Genomic DNA, 19,785 nt, shown 5'->3' with positions numbered 1-19,785 from the left:
CAAAATTACAGTTGACAATTGAATGCCCATCCACTAAATTTGTAACATAACAGACAGTCATCAGATGACCTTATGTTGAACGTGAGGTGCCTTTATGAAAGAGGGTTCACAGTTTCGGGTACGCAAGACCTATGAGGAAGTGGCCGACTATCTGAAAGAACAGATTATGTCGGGGGTCTATCAGGCTGGTGACCGTTTGCCGTCTCTGCGCGAATTGGGCGAGATGCTTGGTGTCGGTCAATCCACACTGCGGGAAGCGATCAGTTCGCTTAAGACGATGGGCCTCTTGACGATCCGGCAGGGAGAGGGGACGTTCGTCACCAAGTTGAACCCAGAGCAGGTGATGAACAGCTTCGAGCACATCCAACCACTCACCAATCAGGATACCCAAGACTTGTTAGAAGTCCGTAAAATCGTGGAAGTCGGTATTGTGAGACTGGCTGCCGAGCGCCGCAATGAAGAGGACTTACGCCAGATTCAAGCGGCCCTTGATGAGATGCAGGCGTGTCTTCATCAGGGAGACTTGGGAGAGCAGGCCGATTGGCAGTTCCACTATGCCATCGCTGTAGCCAGCCGCAATTCTATTTTAGAATCAATGATGCAATCGCTTTCAGAGACGCTGCAGAAATCGCTCAAGAACAACCGGGAACAGATGTACCGTCATCCCGGCACACCAGAGCGACTGCTCGCCGAACACACGCGAATCTATCACGCCATCACAGAACAAGATCCCAACGCCGCAGAGGAAGCGATGCTTACTCATCTGCGCGGTGTCGAGCGTGACATGTTACATGATAAGTCAGTTACACCCTAACTGACTTTTTCTGCAGACTAGTCATCAGATGACCAGATCAACAGAACCTCTCATCTCTGAAGTTACGCCACTCGGCTTAACGATACAAAATTTTTTGAAAAAGAGGTGTTCGTATGCAAACTTGGACCCAGGTCTATGAACCGTTGGGCAACGTGGTAACCTCCTCGCTGGTTGCACTCATTCCAATCGTCTTCTTCTTCGTCGCATTGGCAGTATTTCGCATGAAGGGGCATGTGGTGGGAACGATTACTGTGCTCTTGTCTATCGCGGTCGCCATCTTTGCTTACAAAATGCCGGTCAGCATGGCGCTCGCATCTGCGGGTTATGGCTTCGCCTATGGCATCTGGCCGATTGCTTGGATTATTGTAAGCGCTGTCTTCCTTTACAAAATCACAGTCAAAACCGGACAGTTCGAAATCATCCGCTCTTCTGTCGTCGGAATTACGCGTGACCAGCGTCTGCAAATGCTGCTCGTCGGTTTTTCCTTCGGAGCGTTCTTAGAAGGGGCGGCAGGCTTTGGTGCACCGGTTGCCATCACGGCAGCTTTGCTCGTCGGTCTTGGGTTCAATCCTTTGTATGCAGCAGGTCTCTGTCTGATCGCCAATACGGCACCGGTCGCATTCGGTGCGATGGGCATTCCGATCACGGTCGCAGGTCAGATCACAGGCATTCCGGCTTTTGAGATCGGTCAGATCGCGGGTCGCCAATTGCCGCTCTTGTCACTGATCGTTCCATTCTGGCTCGTCATGATCATGGACGGCTGGCGCGGTGTGAAGGAGACTTGGCCGGCGGTACTCGTGGGCGGCGGTTCCTTCGCGGTTACACAGTACATCACAGCCAACTACCTCGGTCCTGAGCTGCCGGACATCACCTCCGCACTCGTTTCCCTCGTATGTCTGGCCCTGTTCCTCAAGGTATGGCAGCCGAAACGCATCTTCCGCTTTGAAAACCAAGGCATGAGTGCAGAAGTGGCGGCAGCATCTGAACGGGTCGGCGATTACACAGGCGGTCAAATCGCCAAAGCATGGTCACCTTTCCTCATCCTCACCATCATGGTTACGATCTGGAGCCTCAAGCCGTTTAAGGATTTGTTCGCCAAAGACGGCGTACTGGAAGGTCTCGTATTCAAGATCCACGTTCCTTTCCTCGACAAGATGGTTCTCAAAGCACAGCCAATCGTGAACGAGCTGACTCCGTACGAAGCGGTGCTCAAGCTGGACATCCTGTCAGCAACAGGGACAGCGATCTTTATCGGGGCGATCATCACCGCCATCTACCTGCGTTTTGATTCCAAATCGTTCTTCTCCACGCTGAAGGAGACGGTCATTGAGCTTCGCTGGCCGATCTACACGATCTCGATGGTGCTTGGCTTCGCGTTTGTTGCCAACTACTCCGGCCAATCCGCGACACTCGGACTTCTTTTGGCAGGATCTGGCGCACTCTTCCCATTCTTCTCGCCATTCCTCGGCTGGCTTGGGGTATTTCTCACCGGATCTGACACCTCATCCAACGCCCTGTTCTCCAACCTGCAGCAGATCACAGCCAACCACATCGGGGTCAATGACGGTCTGCTCGTCGCAGCCAACTCTACAGGTGGCGTAACTGGTAAAATGATCTCGCCGCAATCCATCGCAGTTGCATGTGCGGCAGTAGGCTTGGCGGGCAAAGAATCCGACTTGTTCCGCTTTACCGTCAAACACAGTATTTTCTTCCTGGTCATGGTTGGGATTATCACGTACCTGCAAGCGTATGTGCTGACTTGGATGCTTCCGTAGCGATATTTCCAAAAATAGGAGTTACAATAACAGAGAGAGAACGAAGATTTTTTGAACCGTCTGACAGGAGGAAACCATACATGAAAGTATCCCTTTTTATCACATGCTTATCAGACGCAATCTATCCGAGGGTGGGCCAGGCGATGGCCCGCCTCCTCCATCATTATGGGATCGAGCTGCATTTTCCCGAAGTGCAGACCTGTTGCGGCCAGCCTGCTTTTAACAGCGGGTATTGGGACACCGCACGGGAATCAGCGCGTACGATCATTGACGCGTTTGAGGACAGTGATTTTGTCATTGCGCCGTCCGGTTCGTGTGTCAGCATGATTCATCATCACTATGAGACATTGTTCGTCGATGAGCCGATCTATCTGAAAAAAGCGAAGGATCTGATCGCGAAAAGCTATGAATTCACCCAGTTTCTCGTCAAGGTGCTGGGGATCACCGATCTGGGCGCACATTTTCCACACAAGGTCACCTATCATCCATCCTGCCACGGCACAAGACTGCTGGGTGTAAAGGATGAGCCATACCAGCTATTGGAAAAAGTCGAAGGTCTGGAATTCGTGCCACTCCCGTATGCAGAAGACTGCTGCGGCTTCGGCGGTACCTTCGCTGTCAAGCTGTCCGACATCTCCGGTGCGATGGTGACGGAAAAAGCAGAGCATGTGCTGGAGACCCAGGCAGAGGTGCTGGTCGGTCTGGATATGGGCTGTCTGATGAATATCGGAGGCAGATTGCAGCATGCAGGCAAACCGATTCGCGTGATGCATCTGGCAGAGCTTTTGTATGAAGGGGTGAGCAAACAGTCATGAGCGGATTTAACCCAACATCTACGTTAGAAGAACGCGCCCGTGTCGCGCTCAATGATGAATTCCTGCGCAATGCCGTCAAGTACACGACCGAGAAGCTTCGCACCAACAAAAAGTCGGCCACCGATGAGCTGGGCAACTGGGAAGACTGGCGTGACCGTGGCCGGATGATCCGTCTGCACACGATCGCACATCTGGACTATTATCTGTCCCTGTTCGTCGAAAACGTGCGCAAAGCAGGTGGCTATGTACATTTTGCCAAAGATACCAAGGAAGCTGTCGACATTACCATGAAGATTATGGAAGCCAAAAAAGCCAAATCAGTGGTAAAATCTAAATCAATGGTGTCTGAGGAAGTCCATATCAACCATGCTCTCGAAGAAAACGACATCGAAGTCGTCGAAACCGACTTGGGTGAATATATCATACAGCTTGCGGGGGAGACTCCTTCGCACATCATTATTCCAGCCATCCATAAGAACAAACAGCAGGTAGCCGACCTGTTCTCCGCAGAAGCAGGGGAGACGCTGCCGCCAGTGACGAAGACGCTCGCAGGCTTTGCCCGCAGCAAGCTTCGTGAAAAATTCCTCGAAGCCGATATCGGGATGACGGGCTGTAACTTCGCGATTGCCGAATCCGGCTCCATGGTGCTCTTTTCTAATGAAGGAAATGCGCGCATGGTCAGCACGGTGCCGAAGACCCAGATTACGTTTATGGGGATGGAGCGGATCATTCCGTCCTTTGAAGACCTCGAAGTGATGGCATCGCTTCTGCCGCGTGCCGCAACCGGTCAGAAGCTGACGGTCTACATGTCCGCGATCAACGGGCCGAAGCGCAGCGAAGATTCAGACGGTCCCGAAGAGATGCACATCATCATCCTTGATAACGGACGCTCCCAACAGCTGGGTGACCCTGAGTTTCAGGAAGTGCTCAACTGCATCCGCTGTGGGGCGTGTCTCAATGCCTGCCCGGTCTACCGTCATGTCGGCGGTCACACCTATGGCTGGGTCTACTCTGGCCCGATCGGTGCGGTACTTACACCGGTACTTAATCTCGATAACCGCGAACAGTGGGGCGAGGTCGCCAATGCGTCTACCCTGTGCGGGGCCTGTCATGAGGCTTGTCCGGTCAAAATCCCGCTGCACGACATGCTGGTCTATATCCGCCGTCGCAATGTGGAAGAGGGTATCGTGAAAAAAGCAGAGCAGCTCGGCATGAAGGGCTTCCAGATCGTCGCCTCCAACCACAGACTGTTTCGAAGCGTCCTGCGTTTTGGTAAAGTGGCGCAATTGCCGCTCGTCAAAAACGGCATGATTTCAAGCAAGCTCGGCCCGCTCAAAGCGTGGAACAGCTTCCGTCATGCACCTGCCTTGGCGCCCCAATCGTTCCGTGATTCGTGGAGCGAGCTTGATCAAGAATTGAAACAGACCAAAAACGAACTGCCAGCCGACATCAAACAGCGCATGGAAGAGATCGTGGCGAAACGGGGGAAACAACGGTGAAACCTCATCCACTCATTGAACAATTAGATAAACAGGCACGTGAAAAAGAAGGGGTGTTTTTTGCCCATATCGCCAACCGTCTCGGACGCGACCGCATCACGGAAAAGCCGGTTCAGCCGGTGCGCGGTGTCCCTGACTTTTGGCGGGAGTACAATCTCGGTGAACAGGAGCGCATCGAGCTGTTCATGCGCAACTGGGAGAGCTTAGGCGGGACGGCGAAGCGTTTTGCCACCAAGGAAGAGATCGCGGCTTTCATCGACGAGCTGGCACATGGGATGTCGGCCAAACAGATCATCCGCGCCAAGCACGGACTTTTGGAAGAGATGAAGGTAGATGAGAAGCTCTCCGACCTCGATATGACCATCTGGGAAAAGGACAGCCCGGCCGATCTGCTCGCCAAAGCGGCGGGTGCTGATATCGGGATCACGGTCGTCGATTTTGCGGTGGCCCACACTGGCTCTGTCGTCGTCACGTCCAGTCCTGAAAAAGGTCGCTCACTCAGCCTGTTGCCGACCATCTTCATCGCGATCGTGCCTGCGGGCGTGATCAAGACCAAGATGGGCGAAGTGATGCGGGAAGTGACCAAGTGGAACCAGAATGGTATGCCTGCGGGGATTCATTTTATCTCCGGGCCAAGCCGCTCTGCCGATATTGAGAATGATCTGACCATCGGGGTGCATGGGCCGGGGATCGTCTATGCACTGGTGCTCGACGAGAAATAAAGCCATCATTTTATCAGCAAAGGAGAATGCATATGCTCAGCAAAGAGGTGAGAAGCGAGCTGCTCCAGATCGTCGGAGACAAGTACTTCATGGATACGGAAAATGAATTGTACGCGTATTCCTACGATTCCACGCCGCTGTTTCAATCGATGCCGGATGCGGTGGTGATGCCGGGCAGTACGGAGGAGATCGCCGCTATCTTAAAGATTGCCAATGCCCGCCGTATTCCGATCGTACCGCGCGGCTCTGGAACCAACCTTTGCGGAGGGACTGTTCCTGTCGAGGGCGGTATCGTGATGAATACGAACCGCCTCAACAAAATCCGTGAAATCGACCAAGACAACCTGACCGCCTCCTTCGGTCCTGGCGTGATCACTGCCGATCTGCATGCGGCCGTGGAGCGCCTTGGTCTGTTTTATCCACCAGACCCGGGCAGCATGCGCATCTCCACGATGGGCGGCAATGTGGCTGAGTGTGCAGGTGGGATGCGCGGTCTCAAATACGGCGTGACCAAGGACTATATCATGGGTCTGGAGCTGGTGCTGCCGACAGGCGAAATCCTCCATGTCGGCGGCAAAAACGCCAAAGACGTCGCAGGCTATGACCTGACCAAGCTGATGGTCGGCTCCGAGGGGACGCTTGCTGTCGTGTCCAATATCACGGCGAAGCTGCTCCCGCTGCCAGAGACCAAGCGTACGATGGTGGCGTACTACCGTAGCCTGACCGATGCGGCCCGTACCGTCCAGCGAGTCATTGCGGCGAAGATCATCCCGGCGACCATGGAGTTCCTCGATCAAGCGACGATGAAGGTAGTCGAGGATTTTGCCAGAATCGGTCTGCCGTGCGACATGCAGGCGATGCTTCTGATCGAGCAGGACGGGATGGAGGCACAGGTGGAGCGCGATATCATGCGGATCGAAGAAATCGCATACCAGGAAGGCGCAGTCGAAGTACGTCTCGCACAGACCACGGATGAAGCCAACAAGCTGATGGCTGCCCGCCGTGCCGCGCTGTCTGCACTGTCCCGTGTCAAGCCGACCACCATCCTCGAAGACGCGACCGTGCCACGCGCCCATCTGGCTGAGATGACCGAGCAAGTCAACGTGATTGCGAAAAAATACAATGTCCAAATCTGCACCTTCGGCCACGCAGGCGATGGCAACCTGCATCCAACCTGTATGACCGATGAGCGTGACAAGGAAGAGATTCACCGCGTAGAGAAAGCATTCGAAGAGATCTTCCACGCAGCCATCAAGCTGGGCGGCACGATCACCGGCGAACACGGTGTCGGTATTGCCAAAGCAGGCTATCTCGAGCTCAAGGTAGGCGAAGCAGGAATTGACCTGATGAAGAGGATCAAAGCAGCATTCGACCCGAACGGCATCATGAATCCGGGCAAAATTTTTGCGAAGAGTGATCGTCGCAGAGTGGTGGTGAGCAAGTGTGAGTGCGGACATGACGAAACACAACACAAACATGATGACAGCAAGCAATCCGTCTAGCGAAGCGGGTGGAAGCAGCTCTATGGCGTCTGGCTCTGGCACACATGCGGCGTCTGGTCACTCGGCAAACCCCGGTGTCCCAACCGTGCCCGGCTGTACCGATCTGAGCCTGCTGAACAAGTTTGACATGAATGAAATCATGAACTGTATGCAGTGCGGCTTCTGTCTGCCGGCTTGTCCAACCTACCGCCAGACGGGCAAAGAAACCGCCAGCCCGCGCGGACGAATTGCCCTGATGAAAGGGGTCGCACAGGAGTCGCTCACCATCAATGACGAGTTCGAGCACAACATGTACCTGTGCCTCGGCTGCCGTGCCTGTGAGACCGCCTGTCCGGCAGGCGTCCCATACGGCAGTATGTTGGAGACAGCGCGCGAGGTAGTCGAGACCAACAAAAAGCAGACCAAGGGACAGCTCTTGATCCGCAAAGTGATTTTTGATCAGGTGTTCCCAAGTCCGGCCCGTCTCAAGACCGCAGGTACTCTGCTCTGGACAGCACAGGCGACCGGGATGCAGAAGCTTGCCGTAAGCACTGGGCTGGTCAACATCCTGCCCAAGCCAATGGCCGAGATGCAAGCCGCGATCCAAACCATCGCCTCCCCGATGCAGCGCCGCAAGCGCCTCAAGATCGTCAAGTCCACCAAGCCAAAAGCCACGCTTCGCGTCGGTCTGTTCCTCGGCTGTATGATGGACGTCCTGTTCTACGAGATCAACCAAGCCACCGCCCGCGTGCTCGCCAAAGCAGGCTGTGACGTGGAGATGATCGAGAACCAGGTCTGCTGCGGTGCCCTCCACGCCCACGCAGGGGAAAAAGCAGGGGCGATTGAGCTGGCCAAACGCAATATCGAAGCATTCGAGCGCTCCGGGGTCGATTATCTGGTCAACAATGCGGGTGGCTGCGGGGCCGCACTCAAGGAGTACCACCACTGGTTCCACGATGATCCGGCTTGGATGGAGCGCGCGATGAATTTTGTCTCCAAACAGCGGGATATCAATGAAATCTTGACGGAACTGCCACCGCTTACGTTTGACAAGCCGCTCAACGCTCGTGTCACCTATCAGGACTCCTGCCATCTCGCGCATGGCCAAGGAATCCGTATCCAGCCACGCGACCTGATCAAGAGCATCCCTGGTGTCACCTATGTGGAAATGAACCGCGCCGACAGCTGCTGCGGCTCTGCGGGGATCTATAATATCACCAACTATGAGATGTCCATGGATATCCTCGACGATAAGATGGAAAACGTCAAAGAGACCCAGCCCAACTATGTCGTCACCTCCAACCCAGGCTGCCTGATCCAGATGAAGCACGGGGTCAACCGCGCTGGCGTGTCTGATCAGATGGAGGCCGTGCATATCGTGGAATTGCTGGATCGAGCACTGTCATAAATGGCTCGTACATGACAAAACATGAACAGGGGAGGGCGTCGCCGGTTATGCCTTTTGAGCTTTGCTATGAGACCAAATGGGCTAAAGCCCTTTCTGCCCAAGATGACGAGCTGATCCGAGGCCTGTTTGCTTCCACGCCCCGACCATCCCAAGGGGACGTGGAACTGACCCCGATTCGCACAGCGCTGAATCATCGCGGAGAGTTACTGGCTACGGTGCTGGTGCAGAATGGAAGTGAGGATACGCTGACTTTTGCCGATACCCAATTGAGGTACGTGGAAAATGGTGAGTGTATGGCGGTGCATCACTTTACCATATCAGCTTTGGTTGTAGGGCCGAAAACTGCTACGCCTTGGACGTTTATCTTTCCTAAAGAGACGCTGAGACAGGGGATTGAATTGAGAGACGGAAGGCTTGAGATCGGGGAAAGATAGAGAAAAGAAAAGAGAGATAGTAGAGCACAGCGCGTCTTGAGGGTTCATAGAATGGAATTTGATGTGTAGCTTGCTCTCTGTGAAAAGAAGGAACGCCATCGTTTGTTGACATAACGACGATGGCTTTTTGTTTTTGTCTTTTAATCTTTTATCTTTTAATCTTTTTCCCTTTCCCATCTCCAAAGCTGGATGGGGGAGGCGGCGGCTGGCAAGGGGCGCCCCTCTCTTGAAAACCAACCCAGCGAAGGAGATTCCAAGAGTGGCTAACTTCTCCGAGTATGCTAAGGGGCAAACCCCTTCGTACGAATCCGCTTCCCGAACCCTTTTTGACCCGACCCACTCTTGGGATTTCCGCAGCGGGCAGTCTATACCCCTTCGGGTTTTCGAAAAAGGGAAGCCCCTTGCCAGGCGCTGACGCCCCCACCCAAGCAAAACCGCTTTTTGACCCGACCCACTCTTGGGATTTCCGCAGCGGACAGTCTATACCCCTTCGGGTTTTCAAAAAAAGGGAAGCCTCTTGCCAGTCGCCGCCTCCCCCCACCCAAGCACCCTCTCCGCCATATTTTTGCCACAAAATTCCCCAACTACCTGTGATAAACATCACAAGCTACACTCCACGAATCCAGTAGGATAAAAGCATCAAAGGAAAACGGATGAATAAAGGAGTGCTTACACATGGTACAACAACAAAATCGTCTCAGCGGATTGACTACTTTTATGGCTATTACATTTATTCTTTTGTTCGGACCATTCTGCTATCGACTGAGTCAATGGTTCCTGTAAGATTTCTGGGAAAATGCTGAAAAAAGTCGTTCAAAAATGAAAAAATTAGGCAAAAGAGGATGTTACTATCTAGGTAACATCCTTTTTTTCATTTATAATAAACATATAAGTATTTTGTCTTATCTTTTTTATAACATTGTTAAAATAGTAAGGACTATTGATCTATGTAAATCAAGTGCAAGGTTATACTGGACTTTTATCCTGAAAATAGGAAATCAAAAGGAACGTACCTACGTATAAAGGTTCTACCACATAAAAGGGGGATGGGTACGATGTCAACAGAGGAAGACAGCTTGCCAAACCAAACAAAGGAATCGATTAATAGTAACATCGTCACTGAAAGTAACGTTGACGCCAACAACAGTGAAAGGAACGCCAGTATAGGGAAACACGCTGACAGTAACAGCAACAACAGTGTCAGTATCAGTGCAGAAGCAACACCCCATCAGCTGATCGGACCGTTGAAACTGACACCGGAATACCGTCTGCTGGCGGAGATTGATGAATACTGCTTCTTGACCCCGCGGGCGAGAGAACTGGAGAAAGAATTGATGACGTTTCAATACGATGCCAATGCTGATTCAATAGACGACTCCCAAGCGGCCTACGTGCGATTGCGGGAACTGGCAGATGAATATCAAACTGATCTGAATACAGAAATCATCCATCATCCTCGTCTGAAACAAGTCTACCAGGCGAACCCGCAAGCCTCCACACGAAGAGTGATGGAGTACTATTTGAAGTACAATGATGACCCGTACGTGAAGAGCTTGTATCAAAATTTCTGCAAGGACTCCGACCTCACCCCAGAGGAGCAAAAGAGCGATTACAAGCGACTTTTATGGAAAACAGGGGGCAGTTACGGGATGTGGCTGGCTTTTGTTACCTTCGTCATCTACTTTTTTAATGTTGGCAGTGACATGGGCAAGCTTCTAATCTTGTGGTTTATGCAAGTCGGGGTCAGTGGATTAGTGGTTCTGTTTGGGATGGGTATCCAGCAGATTCGCAAAGGGAATATGGAGTGGAAGCGACGGGTTTTCATTTTGGGAACAATGGTACTGTTCTATTTTGTCGCAATGCTGTTTCAATCCGCTGTTTTGCTGGTCGCGCTGTACGTGTTCGCATGTTATATCATATCGATGATTATTTATGGCGGACTGATTGCTCACGTGTGGATTCGCAAACAGCGTGCAAAAGCAGGAAACTCACTCCACCAATAGGACAAAAAAGACCGACTGAGAAAGCGAAGGAGTGAGGATCAGCACCATGCAACTTGCACGAATCTTTTACCCGGTCAAAACTCTGGGGCCTGGCAACCGCATCGGGATCTGGACGGTAGGCTGCCCGCATTCCTGTATGAACTGCTCCAACCCGGAGCTGTGGGACGAGGACCCGGCGAGGAACATCCCGATCAATCGACTGAAGCAGATGATCGGTTCGGTCACACACCCAATCGACGGGGTGACGATCACAGGCGGCGACCCGCTCGTTCAGCCGGATGAACTCGCGGAGCTGGTCACATGGCTCAGTCAGCATGTCAGCGAGGATATCCTGATCTACACAGGCTACCGGCTGGAAGAGATGCAGCAGTCAAAAAATCCGTCGATTGCCGGCATCCTGCAGCATACGGCGGTTTTGATCGACGGCGTATACATAGAAGAGCAAAATGACAATGAACCATTGCGCGGTTCGTCCAACCAGCGGGTTCATTTTCTCAAAGAAGAATTCCGCAAGCGCTACCAAGAGGTGCTGACGGGTCAACGCACGGTGCAGACGATTTTTCAAGGACAGGATCTGCTTGCCATCGGCATCCCGGTGAAGAGGAGCGCTGACAGCCTGTCGGAAAAGCTTGCGGAACATGGGGTGAATTATACCGCTTCACACGTAGAACCACCCACGAACAAGCCAAAACGAAACCGAATCAGCTAGACGATCCTATCTCACCTGTGAAATAGGAGTGTTGATGCTAATCTGATTCATATGGAGTGATGCACAATGAACCGAACCGATAATCTTTTGACCTTATTATCCGCGTGTGCGAGCCGGCAGGAGACGATTGTGCAGCTGGTGATTGATGAGACGAAGGATAGCGAGGGGTATCAGCTTTTACAGAGCTATGACCAATACACCACCTTTACGGAGCGGGCCCGAGAGCTGATTATGCAGATCAGCGCGTTCAACCGGGCGAAAACAGACCGTTCGGAATCCACTTCCGCTGATCCGTCGATAACCGAACGAACTGGCACTGTTATCGATACGTATGAAAAAGCTGTTAAGTGGAAACGAAAAGCCGCGCGTCTGTCAGCTCAGTTCAAAGAAATGATTGAGGCCTCCGAACAGCAGCTGGAGGCAAATCGATATAAGATTGATCTGATTGATAACCACAAGCTGGAAGACATGAGAATACAAAAAACCGGAGCGGGCAAAGTACTCGGTCTGATCGTGGATCATCCGGGAACGGAACCGGCTATGGTATTGCGGAATTATTTACGCAAAAACAAAGACGTCGAGGTCAGTGCAGCCTATGCGGATCTACGAAGCGCGGAGCAGGCCAAATCAGACGAATCCCGGTCTGGCATTCTTATGTTTTTGTTGTGCGTTGGCCTTGAAGTGATTTGGGCGATTGTGGCTTACTTCTTGCCCGGCAACTATTACGTGTGGGGGGACGAGATTTTTTTCTGGCTGTTTGGCGTAATTTTGACGATCGGCTTCTTCACAGAATGGAGCCTGGATGGTTGTTTGACAAATATAGGGGCCTTGATAGTCGGCTGGGGCATCCTCTGGGCAGTGACGTATTTCTTCTTGGGCGTCTTTACTTATTTGGGCATTGCAATTCTTTTGTTACCGCTCAGCTTTTTGATCCATGCAATGATATGGCCATTCCCTGAAACCCAAACCGAACAGAACGATTCGAAGTAAACAGCAAGGAGGTATAGCCAATGAGTACATACGCGGACGATACGGTGCAAGTGGAAGGCAATGTTGCTTCTGTCAAGTTAAAAGGAGCCGGGGAGAAGCTCTTGACTTTGTTGGCTGGCGTGACCGGAAATGAGGCCAAAATCGCCCGTTTTCTGGAAGAGCGTATCAAGGGAAGCCGCAATTACTCAACCGTTCAGAAGATCCATGATTGTGAACTTTTTTCCCAGAAGGCGCACGAACTGGCTTCAGAGATCCAACAGTTTACCTATGAATGCCAAACAATGGCGGAAGCAAAAGACTTGGAGCGGAAATTAAAAAAATACGCCGAAAAGTTGAAGTCGCTGGAGCAAACATCCATAGACAGAATCAATAATAACAACTACAATCTGGAACTCCTCTCCCGCCAAAAGGTGGAAGAGTTACAAAAAAAGCAAACCAAGTATAAAAAAATTCTGAAACTCCTGACGGAAAATAAACACCGTGAACCCGGGGTACTCCTCCGCGAACAACTGTTGAAGGATTATGACGCTGATTTGGAAATAGCCTACAAAGCGACACGGACAAAAAAACAGGAGAAGGAAGATAGAGAACTCTATGACCGTATTGTCTCGATTTCCACTTGTGCCGGAATTATCATCGCCATCCTGATCTGCTGGCTGCCACCGGACGGTTATTTCGAGGTGATGGGCTCTATTATCTGGTGGGTGTGGGGGATCCTTATGGTATTGTTGTTAATTGCGACGGGACCGGTGGCTATCATCCCAGCGCTTCTCACTTTGCTCATACTAGTCTATTATACCGACATTTTGGTATGGGTGATTACCATCCCGATCTTAGGATTCCTGGGTCATTTTATCGGAATAGGGATAGCCAGCAACAGCCGCCGGGTGCCTCTCTAATCCCAGCCGCATGCGAAAAACAACGAACATACCCAGCAGGAGGTGAGCGCGATGAGTGAACCACAGCCAATACATACAACCGGGACAAGTCAGACCAAGCCAACCGACACCGCCAGCACCAGCACCCAACTGGCTTTGTTACTCGCAAGCATCTCCAAACGCCCTCAGCCCAAAGTCCAGCTCGCCCTGAATCATCTCCGCAAGCATCCGGATTATATCGAAATACAGCGGATCAGCGATTTCGTAGTGGTGTCAGAGGAAGCGCAACAGCTACAGCGGCAAATCCACAGGCTGACCCAACGCTGTGAGACATTCGAGCAAGTGGCCGAACTGGAGCGGGAGATGCCCCGTCTGGTGGAAGAATTGCGCAGCTTGGAGAAAAAATCAGCTTACTATGGAATCTATAACAGCAAAGCCTTCCAGCTGCATCTCATTCCCCACGGGGAGATTCACGGCCCGCCCGATCAGCATACGGCGAGGACCCGTGCCTTGCAGGCGATCATACAAAACAGAGAGAAACCGCCGCACGAGGTGTTGCACGAGTTGATACAGAGCGGTAAAGCAGACAATAACATCAGGGAATTCTACTGGACGATCTCCAAAGAACGCCTCCAAGCGCCTCGGGCAACTATTACAAATTCATCTCCGCGTGATGTTGCCGAGAAAAAGGGCTGGTATAAATACGTCGCTTGCGTGCTTAGTGCGCCTATTCTCTATTTTCTGCCGGAGAGCTTACATATTTTATTTGCGCTGTTGGCGATTATGGGTGGCGGTCTCGCAGCTTTCTATCTGTATGATCGGTTTGACTTTTCCGGCAAGATCTGCATGCTGGTGATCGCGGCCAATGTAGCAGTCGCCATTTTTTACCATCAGATCAGTCTCTTGGTTCTGCTGATGCTCATGGCAGAGCTGACAGAAGAATACATCGTAAATCAAAAAAATGGATCCCAGTAACCGAAAAAAGGATGTGACCAGCATGACCACCAGTCTCAACATGGAATTCGGCACACCGTCTCTGGGCGTGAATCTGCCGAGTCAGCCAGCAGCACCCGCTAATCTGCGTCTGTCCCCGTGGCACTCGGAGATGGACCGTTTCCGTACCTTTAAGACGACTTTTGTGATCGAGGGCAATATTTTTGACCTGCAATCCTATCCCAATGTACGGGAGGGAGACGTGCAATGGCAGCTGATTGGGCTGAATCACTATTTACATAAATATCTGCATGAGAACGGCTACCAAGATATCGTTTTCTATGATCATATTGATGGTTTCTATAATCACGAAAGCTCTGAGCCTCATCTCGACAACTTTTTACGGGCTGCTGGTACGACTGCGACCGGAACTCGTACAGGGAGCGGGACACAGAGCCGGTACCGTGCTTCGTTGGAGCGGGCCAGCGAGATGATCCGTGCCGGGATGGAGCATAAAGAGTACGGACAAGACCGCACCAACCAGACCCGTGCGATGGCGGTCGTGATGAATCTCGCTTCCCGCTATGTCAATTCGCCAGATCATTTGAGCGATTGCGACCGCGAAGCCTTTTCCCGCCTGCTGATCAACAGCCTGCAACCGAAAAAAGGCAAGCTTCGTCCGCGCGAAGAGGGAGCAGAGGCACCGCTTGGCAATCATCTGCTGTTCATCATCTGTAACAAGGCCAATGATATTCCTGCTTGGTTCTATCTCGACAACCCATATGTCAAGGTGCTTCGGATCAATAAGCCAGATCATCATACCCGCCGACGTTTTATCGATACCCAGCTGCAATCCTTCTTAGGAAATGAAACCTCCTATACCGAGGAAGAAGTGAAAAAATACAAAGACAAATTTGTCGACCTCACCGACGGGTTCACCAATATTGAACTGAACGGGCTGAAAATCCTCTGTCAGCAGGAAGGGATACCGCTCGGACGTATCAACGACGGGATTACCCTCTACAAATATGGTCAGAAGGAAAACAAATGGGCAGAGCTTGGCGCAAAGAAGCTGGCCAACGCGGAACATTTCATCCGTGACCGGGTCAAAGGCCAAGATGCCGCAATCATCGAGACACTCGACATCATCAAGCGATCCGCCAGCGGGATGTCTGGTCTGCAGCATTCGCAGAGTGCCAGCAAGCCTCGTGGGGTGATGTTCCTCGCCGGGCCGACCGGGACAGGGAAGACAGAGCTTGCACGTACCTTGGCAGAGTATCTGTTCGGGGAAGTGAGCGACTGTATCCGTTTTGATATGAGTGAATTCCAGCAGAGCCATTCTGACCAGAAGCTTCTCGGGGCACCTCCGGGATATGTCGGATACGAAGCAGGCGGTCAGTTGACCAATGCGATCAAGGAAAAGCCGTTTTCGATCCTGTTGTTCGATGAGATTGAAAAAGCGCATCCATCCATCCTCGATAAGTTCCTGCAGATTCTCGAAGACGGCCGGATGACTGATGGACAAGGGGAGACGGTCTATTTTTCCGAATCGATCATCGTCTTCACCAGCAACCTGGGTGTCTATAAACAGAACGAGATCGGTGCCCGTGTGCCGAATATCACGCCTGTCATGAGCTACAAGGAGATCAAGGAACGGATTACCGAGTCGATCAAGGAGTACTTCACGCTCGATCTGGGACGTCCAGAGATTCTCAACCGGATCGGCAACAACATCGTCGTCTTCGACTACATCCGTGAAGAAGTGGCGATCCTCATCCTTGACAGCCAGCTCAAAAAGATCACGAGCCGTCTCAAGGAACAGAGCAACATCCAGCTGGAGGTAGGTCCGGAAGCGCGTCAGTTCCTGCTTACGCTTGCTTTTGGCAATCTGGAGAACGGGGGCCGTGGGATCGGCAATATCTTGGAAAAATACTTCATTAATCCGCTGTCCCGCTATCTGTTTGACCACCAAATCCGGGAACAGGCACAGGTGCACGTCACCCGAATCTATGAACAGAACGAAATCATCCTGATTGATTGCGAGTGATTCTATGTTTGAGATCTATGCGTTGACAGATGTGGGCCGTGTACGGGAACACAACGAGGACGGCTTTTTGGTAAATGATAGGGTGGCAAAATCGGGCGGTTACTCGCTCTCAGCCGAACAGTCACCACTGTTGTTCGCAGTAGCCGACGGAATGGGCGGAACCAATGCGGGCGAGGTCGCCTCGGAGATGACGCTTGGCTCGCTGAAGAAGCTTCCGCTGCCCTGTACTCCGGAGGATCTGCAGCAAGCGGTCTCGGATATCCATCAGGAGGTCTACCGATTTGGCGAGACCCATCCAGAGGCTAAGGGGCTTGGCACGACCTTGACCGGGTTCTTCTGTGCAGGGGAGACGATCACGACCTTTCATGTCGGGGACAGCCGTCTTTATCGCTTCCGCATGGGCATCCTGCGTCAGATCACCCGAGATCAGTCACTGGTGCAGTCGCTTTTTGACATGGGACGTATCACGCGCGAAGAGATGGCCACACACTCCAAGCGGCATGTCCTGTTGCAATGCATCGGCGGTCTGACAGAACAGCCGCCACAGGTCGAGGTGCAGAGTCTGGCGCTTGATCCGCGCGGAGATGACGTCTATCTGCTCTGCTCCGATGGACTCTCCGACATGCTCTCTGACGAAGAGATGGAGATCATCCTCGATGGTGCGCCGAGTCTTGAAGCGGCAGCCCATGCACTGGTGGATGCGGCCAACAACCGTGGGGGTCATGATAATATCACCGTCATTTTGATGGCGTGTAAATAAAAGAGTGGGGAACGTCTGAAGCGAGGCGGGAAGTAGAGCAGTTCTCCGCGCGTGTCCATGAGCTGTTGGCCGGAGATCCTGAGTGTCTGTGGGCTTTTCGGTGCTGCTGTGTGGATCAGCAGATGGGCGGTCGAAGAGACGCGTACATTGCCGTGTTGATCGCAAGTAAAGGTAGGAAAAAGTGATGAGTGACGCGATTCTCTCTGATTCGATTCGCAGGCTGTCCAGTCTTCTCGCGGGTTGCATGAACACGGAAGATAAGCTTGCAGCGATGTTACAGGATGAAATCATCAGCAGTGAGGAGTATCAGAGATTGCAACAGATCCATCAGATGGAGCTGTTTTCGGCCCGTGCCTATGAACTGGCGGATCAGATTCAAGCACTGCCTATGGACTGCAGCAATCTCTCCCAAGTCAATGAATTTCAAACACACGTACTGGCACTGCATTCCCAATTGCTCGGGATGATCGAGGAGTCGGAACGTTTGTTGGAACATAACGAATATGCCATTGATTTAGTAGAGGCAGTAACGGTTCAGGACTACCTCGCAAAAGAAGAGGTGCAAGGGAAAGTCCTCTCCCTGATGATCGAAAACAAACAGGTACCACTAGACCTCTTAATCCGTAACAGCCTCAGGGCAAGTGATGTACAGGATAAAGATTTAGTTGAAGTCTACCAACGGGTCCGCAGTGAGGAATTGCTTGAAGAAGACATGGCTTCTCACAGACAGCTTGATAGGAGTTATGTTCGGTCTGGTGTTTTGACCGCCGTTATTATTCTCTTTTTATGTATTTTGGTAAAATATCTGATTCTTCGTTAGTTTTGCGTACCCAACGTAAAGGAGATATGCTCATGTCTGATAATCAACAACCACCAAAAACCGTGATGATGCCGGACAGCAACGCCACGGTCGTCATGCCGGACAGCAATGCTACGATGGTGATGCCAGAAGGACAAGCCACCGTCGTCATGCCAGGGAACAATGCCACCGCTGTGATGGGCACGGACGGACAAGCCCAACGCCACGCGGCTCCAAGCTATATCAACGTCGGAAGTGTGCTCAAAGACACGTACACCATCATCGGCGTACTCGCTGACAACACAGGGGAGGCGGCTCTGTTCGTCTGTTCAGACGGCAACCGTGAATATGTCGCCAAGCTGTATCACCCGTCCAAGCATCCAAAGCGAGAAGTCGTCGAGCTGATCCAATCGATCCAATCCCCGTATGTCATCCAGATCCTTGACACGGGTGAGGTAGAAGGCCGCTTTTTTGAGATCATGCCGTTCTACCGCAATGGAGACCTGCTGAAAAAAGCTCCGCTCGACTCCCACTTCCTGATGGAAACCGTGATTCCGTCCATCAACGAAGGTCTACTTGCCCTGCATCAAAAAAATATGATCCACCGCGATGTGAAACCGAACAACCTGTTTTTCACAGACGATCTGCAAAACGTCGTCATCGGTGACTTCGGGATCTCTTCCATCCTCGATGACAACCAGTCTGTACGCCTGACCAGCGCTTCCCGTACGCTTGGATATGCGGCTCCAGAGACGGCAAACGGCTTTATTTTCCCGCTGTCTGACTACTATTCGTTCGGGATTACGCTCTTGTACCTCGTGACCGGGATCAATCCGTTCTACGGGATGACCGACCAGCAGATTCTCAAGATCACGCTTGTCGACCAGCTGCCGATCCCATCCGGACTCCAGCCGCGCATGGTGCAGCTGATCCGCGGCCTCACTCTCAAAGACCGCCAAAACCGCTGGGGCTACGAGCAGGTCAACAAGTGGCTGAAGGGCGAGTACGTCGAGCTGAAGGAAGACCGCCACACCGCTAACATCAAGCCATACCGTTTTAACGGGCAAGAAATCTATGAGTTGGATCATCTGGCAACCGTGCTTGCGGAAAACTGGGTGGACGGCAAGAAGCAGCTCTACCGTGGCTTCGTCAGCGACCATGCCAAGCAGGTCGGACAGGATGTCGCCTCCAAGATCATGGACATCGTCGAATATGAGAAAAATCTCGATTTCGGGATGTTCAAAATGATCTATACGCTCCACCCGAACGCTCCGCTGTACTGGATGGGCACAAATCTTCAAGACCTGCTCCAACTGGCAGAGAAGATGCATGCCAAGCTTCCAGAGGTGGATCAGGATGCCTACAACCTGCTGACCACAGGTGCGTTAGAATTTTACATGGAGCATAAACAGTATGACAAAGCACAGGTAGAGCAGATCCGCAGTCTGCGCAAAGCGGCTGGGGGCGGCACGAAGATCAAACGGGATATCTACTTCCGTCTCGCCTTCCTGCTCAAAGCAAGCGATGTGTTCAAGTGGCAGCGTAAGGAGTTCCGTTCACCAGATGAGCTGGTCGATTACCTCTATGCCAACAGAAGTCAGCTGGAGGAGTTCGCCAATCAGCTGCTCGCTGATGAATATTTCTTCGCCTGGCTGGATCATCTGGGCTTTAGCCGTCACATCGAAGAGTGGAAAAAGCTTGTGCAAAAAGGAGTCTGA

The 19,785-nt window shown here is 52.0% G+C and carries 17 protein-coding genes; all 17 read left to right on the top strand.

The features are described 5' to 3' along the window. The first annotated feature begins 94 nt into the window (after positions 1-94). The 17 genes from FGI41_RS02115 to FGI41_RS02035 all read left to right on the top strand — a co-directional run bounded on the left by FGI41_RS02115 (position 95) and on the right by FGI41_RS02035 (position 19,785). Positions 95-814 (top strand): FadR/GntR family transcriptional regulator, encoded by a 720-nt coding sequence (locus FGI41_RS02115; protein ID WP_139488229.1) that lies wholly within the window; start codon positions 95-97, stop codon positions 812-814. Positions 815-927: 113 nt separating this feature from the next. Then, complete coding sequence (locus tag FGI41_RS02110; RefSeq protein ID WP_139488228.1) at positions 928-2,589, top strand: lactate permease LctP family transporter; 1,662 nt, start codon at positions 928-930, stop codon at positions 2,587-2,589. A gap of 80 nt (positions 2,590-2,669) precedes the next feature. Further along, positions 2,670-3,404 (top strand): (Fe-S)-binding protein, encoded by a 735-nt coding sequence (locus FGI41_RS02105; RefSeq protein WP_139488227.1) that lies wholly within the window; start codon positions 2,670-2,672, stop codon positions 3,402-3,404. Further along, positions 3,401-4,903, top strand: coding sequence for a LutB/LldF family L-lactate oxidation iron-sulfur protein (locus FGI41_RS02100; protein ID WP_139488226.1), 1,503 nt, complete (start codon positions 3,401-3,403; stop codon positions 4,901-4,903). Before FGI41_RS02105 ends, FGI41_RS02100 begins: the two co-directional genes overlap by 4 nt. Further along, positions 4,900-5,625: a LutC/YkgG family protein gene (locus FGI41_RS02095; RefSeq protein ID WP_139488225.1), complete on the top strand. Its 726-nt coding sequence runs from the start codon at positions 4,900-4,902 to the stop codon at positions 5,623-5,625. The genes FGI41_RS02100 and FGI41_RS02095 overlap by 4 nt, the downstream gene beginning before the upstream one ends. A gap of 32 nt (positions 5,626-5,657) precedes the next feature. Next, positions 5,658-7,127: an FAD-binding oxidoreductase gene (locus FGI41_RS02090; protein WP_139488224.1), complete on the top strand. Its 1,470-nt coding sequence runs from the start codon at positions 5,658-5,660 to the stop codon at positions 7,125-7,127. Continuing rightward, on the top strand, positions 7,081-8,514 hold the full coding sequence (locus tag FGI41_RS02085; protein ID WP_368656544.1) for a (Fe-S)-binding protein: 1,434 nt from the start codon (positions 7,081-7,083) through the stop codon (positions 8,512-8,514). Before FGI41_RS02090 ends, FGI41_RS02085 begins: the two co-directional genes overlap by 47 nt. Positions 8,515-8,561: 47 nt before the next feature. Further along, on the top strand, positions 8,562-8,948 hold the full coding sequence (locus FGI41_RS02080; protein ID WP_176560078.1) for an SLAP domain-containing protein: 387 nt from the start codon (positions 8,562-8,564) through the stop codon (positions 8,946-8,948). A gap of 1,055 nt (positions 8,949-10,003) precedes the next feature. Continuing rightward, entirely contained in the window at positions 10,004-10,951 is a 948-nt protein-coding gene (locus tag FGI41_RS02075; protein ID WP_139488222.1) for an MFS transporter, read from the top strand. A gap of 46 nt (positions 10,952-10,997) precedes the next feature. Further along, positions 10,998-11,660: a 4Fe-4S single cluster domain-containing protein gene (locus FGI41_RS02070; protein ID WP_139488221.1), complete on the top strand. Its 663-nt coding sequence runs from the start codon at positions 10,998-11,000 to the stop codon at positions 11,658-11,660. A 66-nt stretch (positions 11,661-11,726) separates the two neighbouring features. Next, entirely contained in the window at positions 11,727-12,650 is a 924-nt protein-coding gene (locus FGI41_RS02065) for a hypothetical protein (RefSeq protein WP_139488220.1), read from the top strand. 20 nt (positions 12,651-12,670) lie between these two features. Further along, on the top strand, positions 12,671-13,549 hold the full coding sequence (locus FGI41_RS02060) for an FUSC family protein (RefSeq protein ID WP_139488219.1): 879 nt from the start codon (positions 12,671-12,673) through the stop codon (positions 13,547-13,549). A gap of 51 nt (positions 13,550-13,600) precedes the next feature. Continuing rightward, positions 13,601-14,503 carry a hypothetical protein gene (locus FGI41_RS02055; protein ID WP_139488218.1) on the top strand — a complete coding sequence of 301 codons (903 nt, stop codon included), beginning with the start codon at positions 13,601-13,603 and terminating at the stop codon, positions 14,501-14,503. Positions 14,504-14,525: 22 nt separating this feature from the next. Beyond that, positions 14,526-16,508, top strand: a complete 1,983-nt coding sequence (locus tag FGI41_RS02050; RefSeq protein WP_176560077.1) for an AAA family ATPase — start codon at positions 14,526-14,528, stop codon at positions 16,506-16,508. A 4-nt stretch (positions 16,509-16,512) separates the two neighbouring features. Then, positions 16,513-17,268 (top strand): PP2C family protein-serine/threonine phosphatase, encoded by a 756-nt coding sequence (locus FGI41_RS02045; protein ID WP_139488216.1) that lies wholly within the window; start codon positions 16,513-16,515, stop codon positions 17,266-17,268. 184 nt (positions 17,269-17,452) lie between these two features. Continuing rightward, complete coding sequence (locus FGI41_RS02040) at positions 17,453-18,088, top strand: hypothetical protein (protein ID WP_139488215.1); 636 nt, start codon at positions 17,453-17,455, stop codon at positions 18,086-18,088. A gap of 32 nt (positions 18,089-18,120) precedes the next feature. Further along, on the top strand, positions 18,121-19,785 hold the full coding sequence (locus tag FGI41_RS02035) for a serine/threonine protein kinase (protein WP_176560076.1): 1,665 nt from the start codon (positions 18,121-18,123) through the stop codon (positions 19,783-19,785).

Origin of the sequence: Brevibacillus dissolubilis (assembly GCF_006170445.1) — a bacterium.
In the GTDB taxonomy this organism is placed as follows: Bacteria; Bacillota; Bacilli; order Brevibacillales; family Brevibacillaceae; genus Brevibacillus_B; species Brevibacillus_B dissolubilis.
This window is presented reverse-complemented; position numbering and strand designations above follow the sequence as displayed.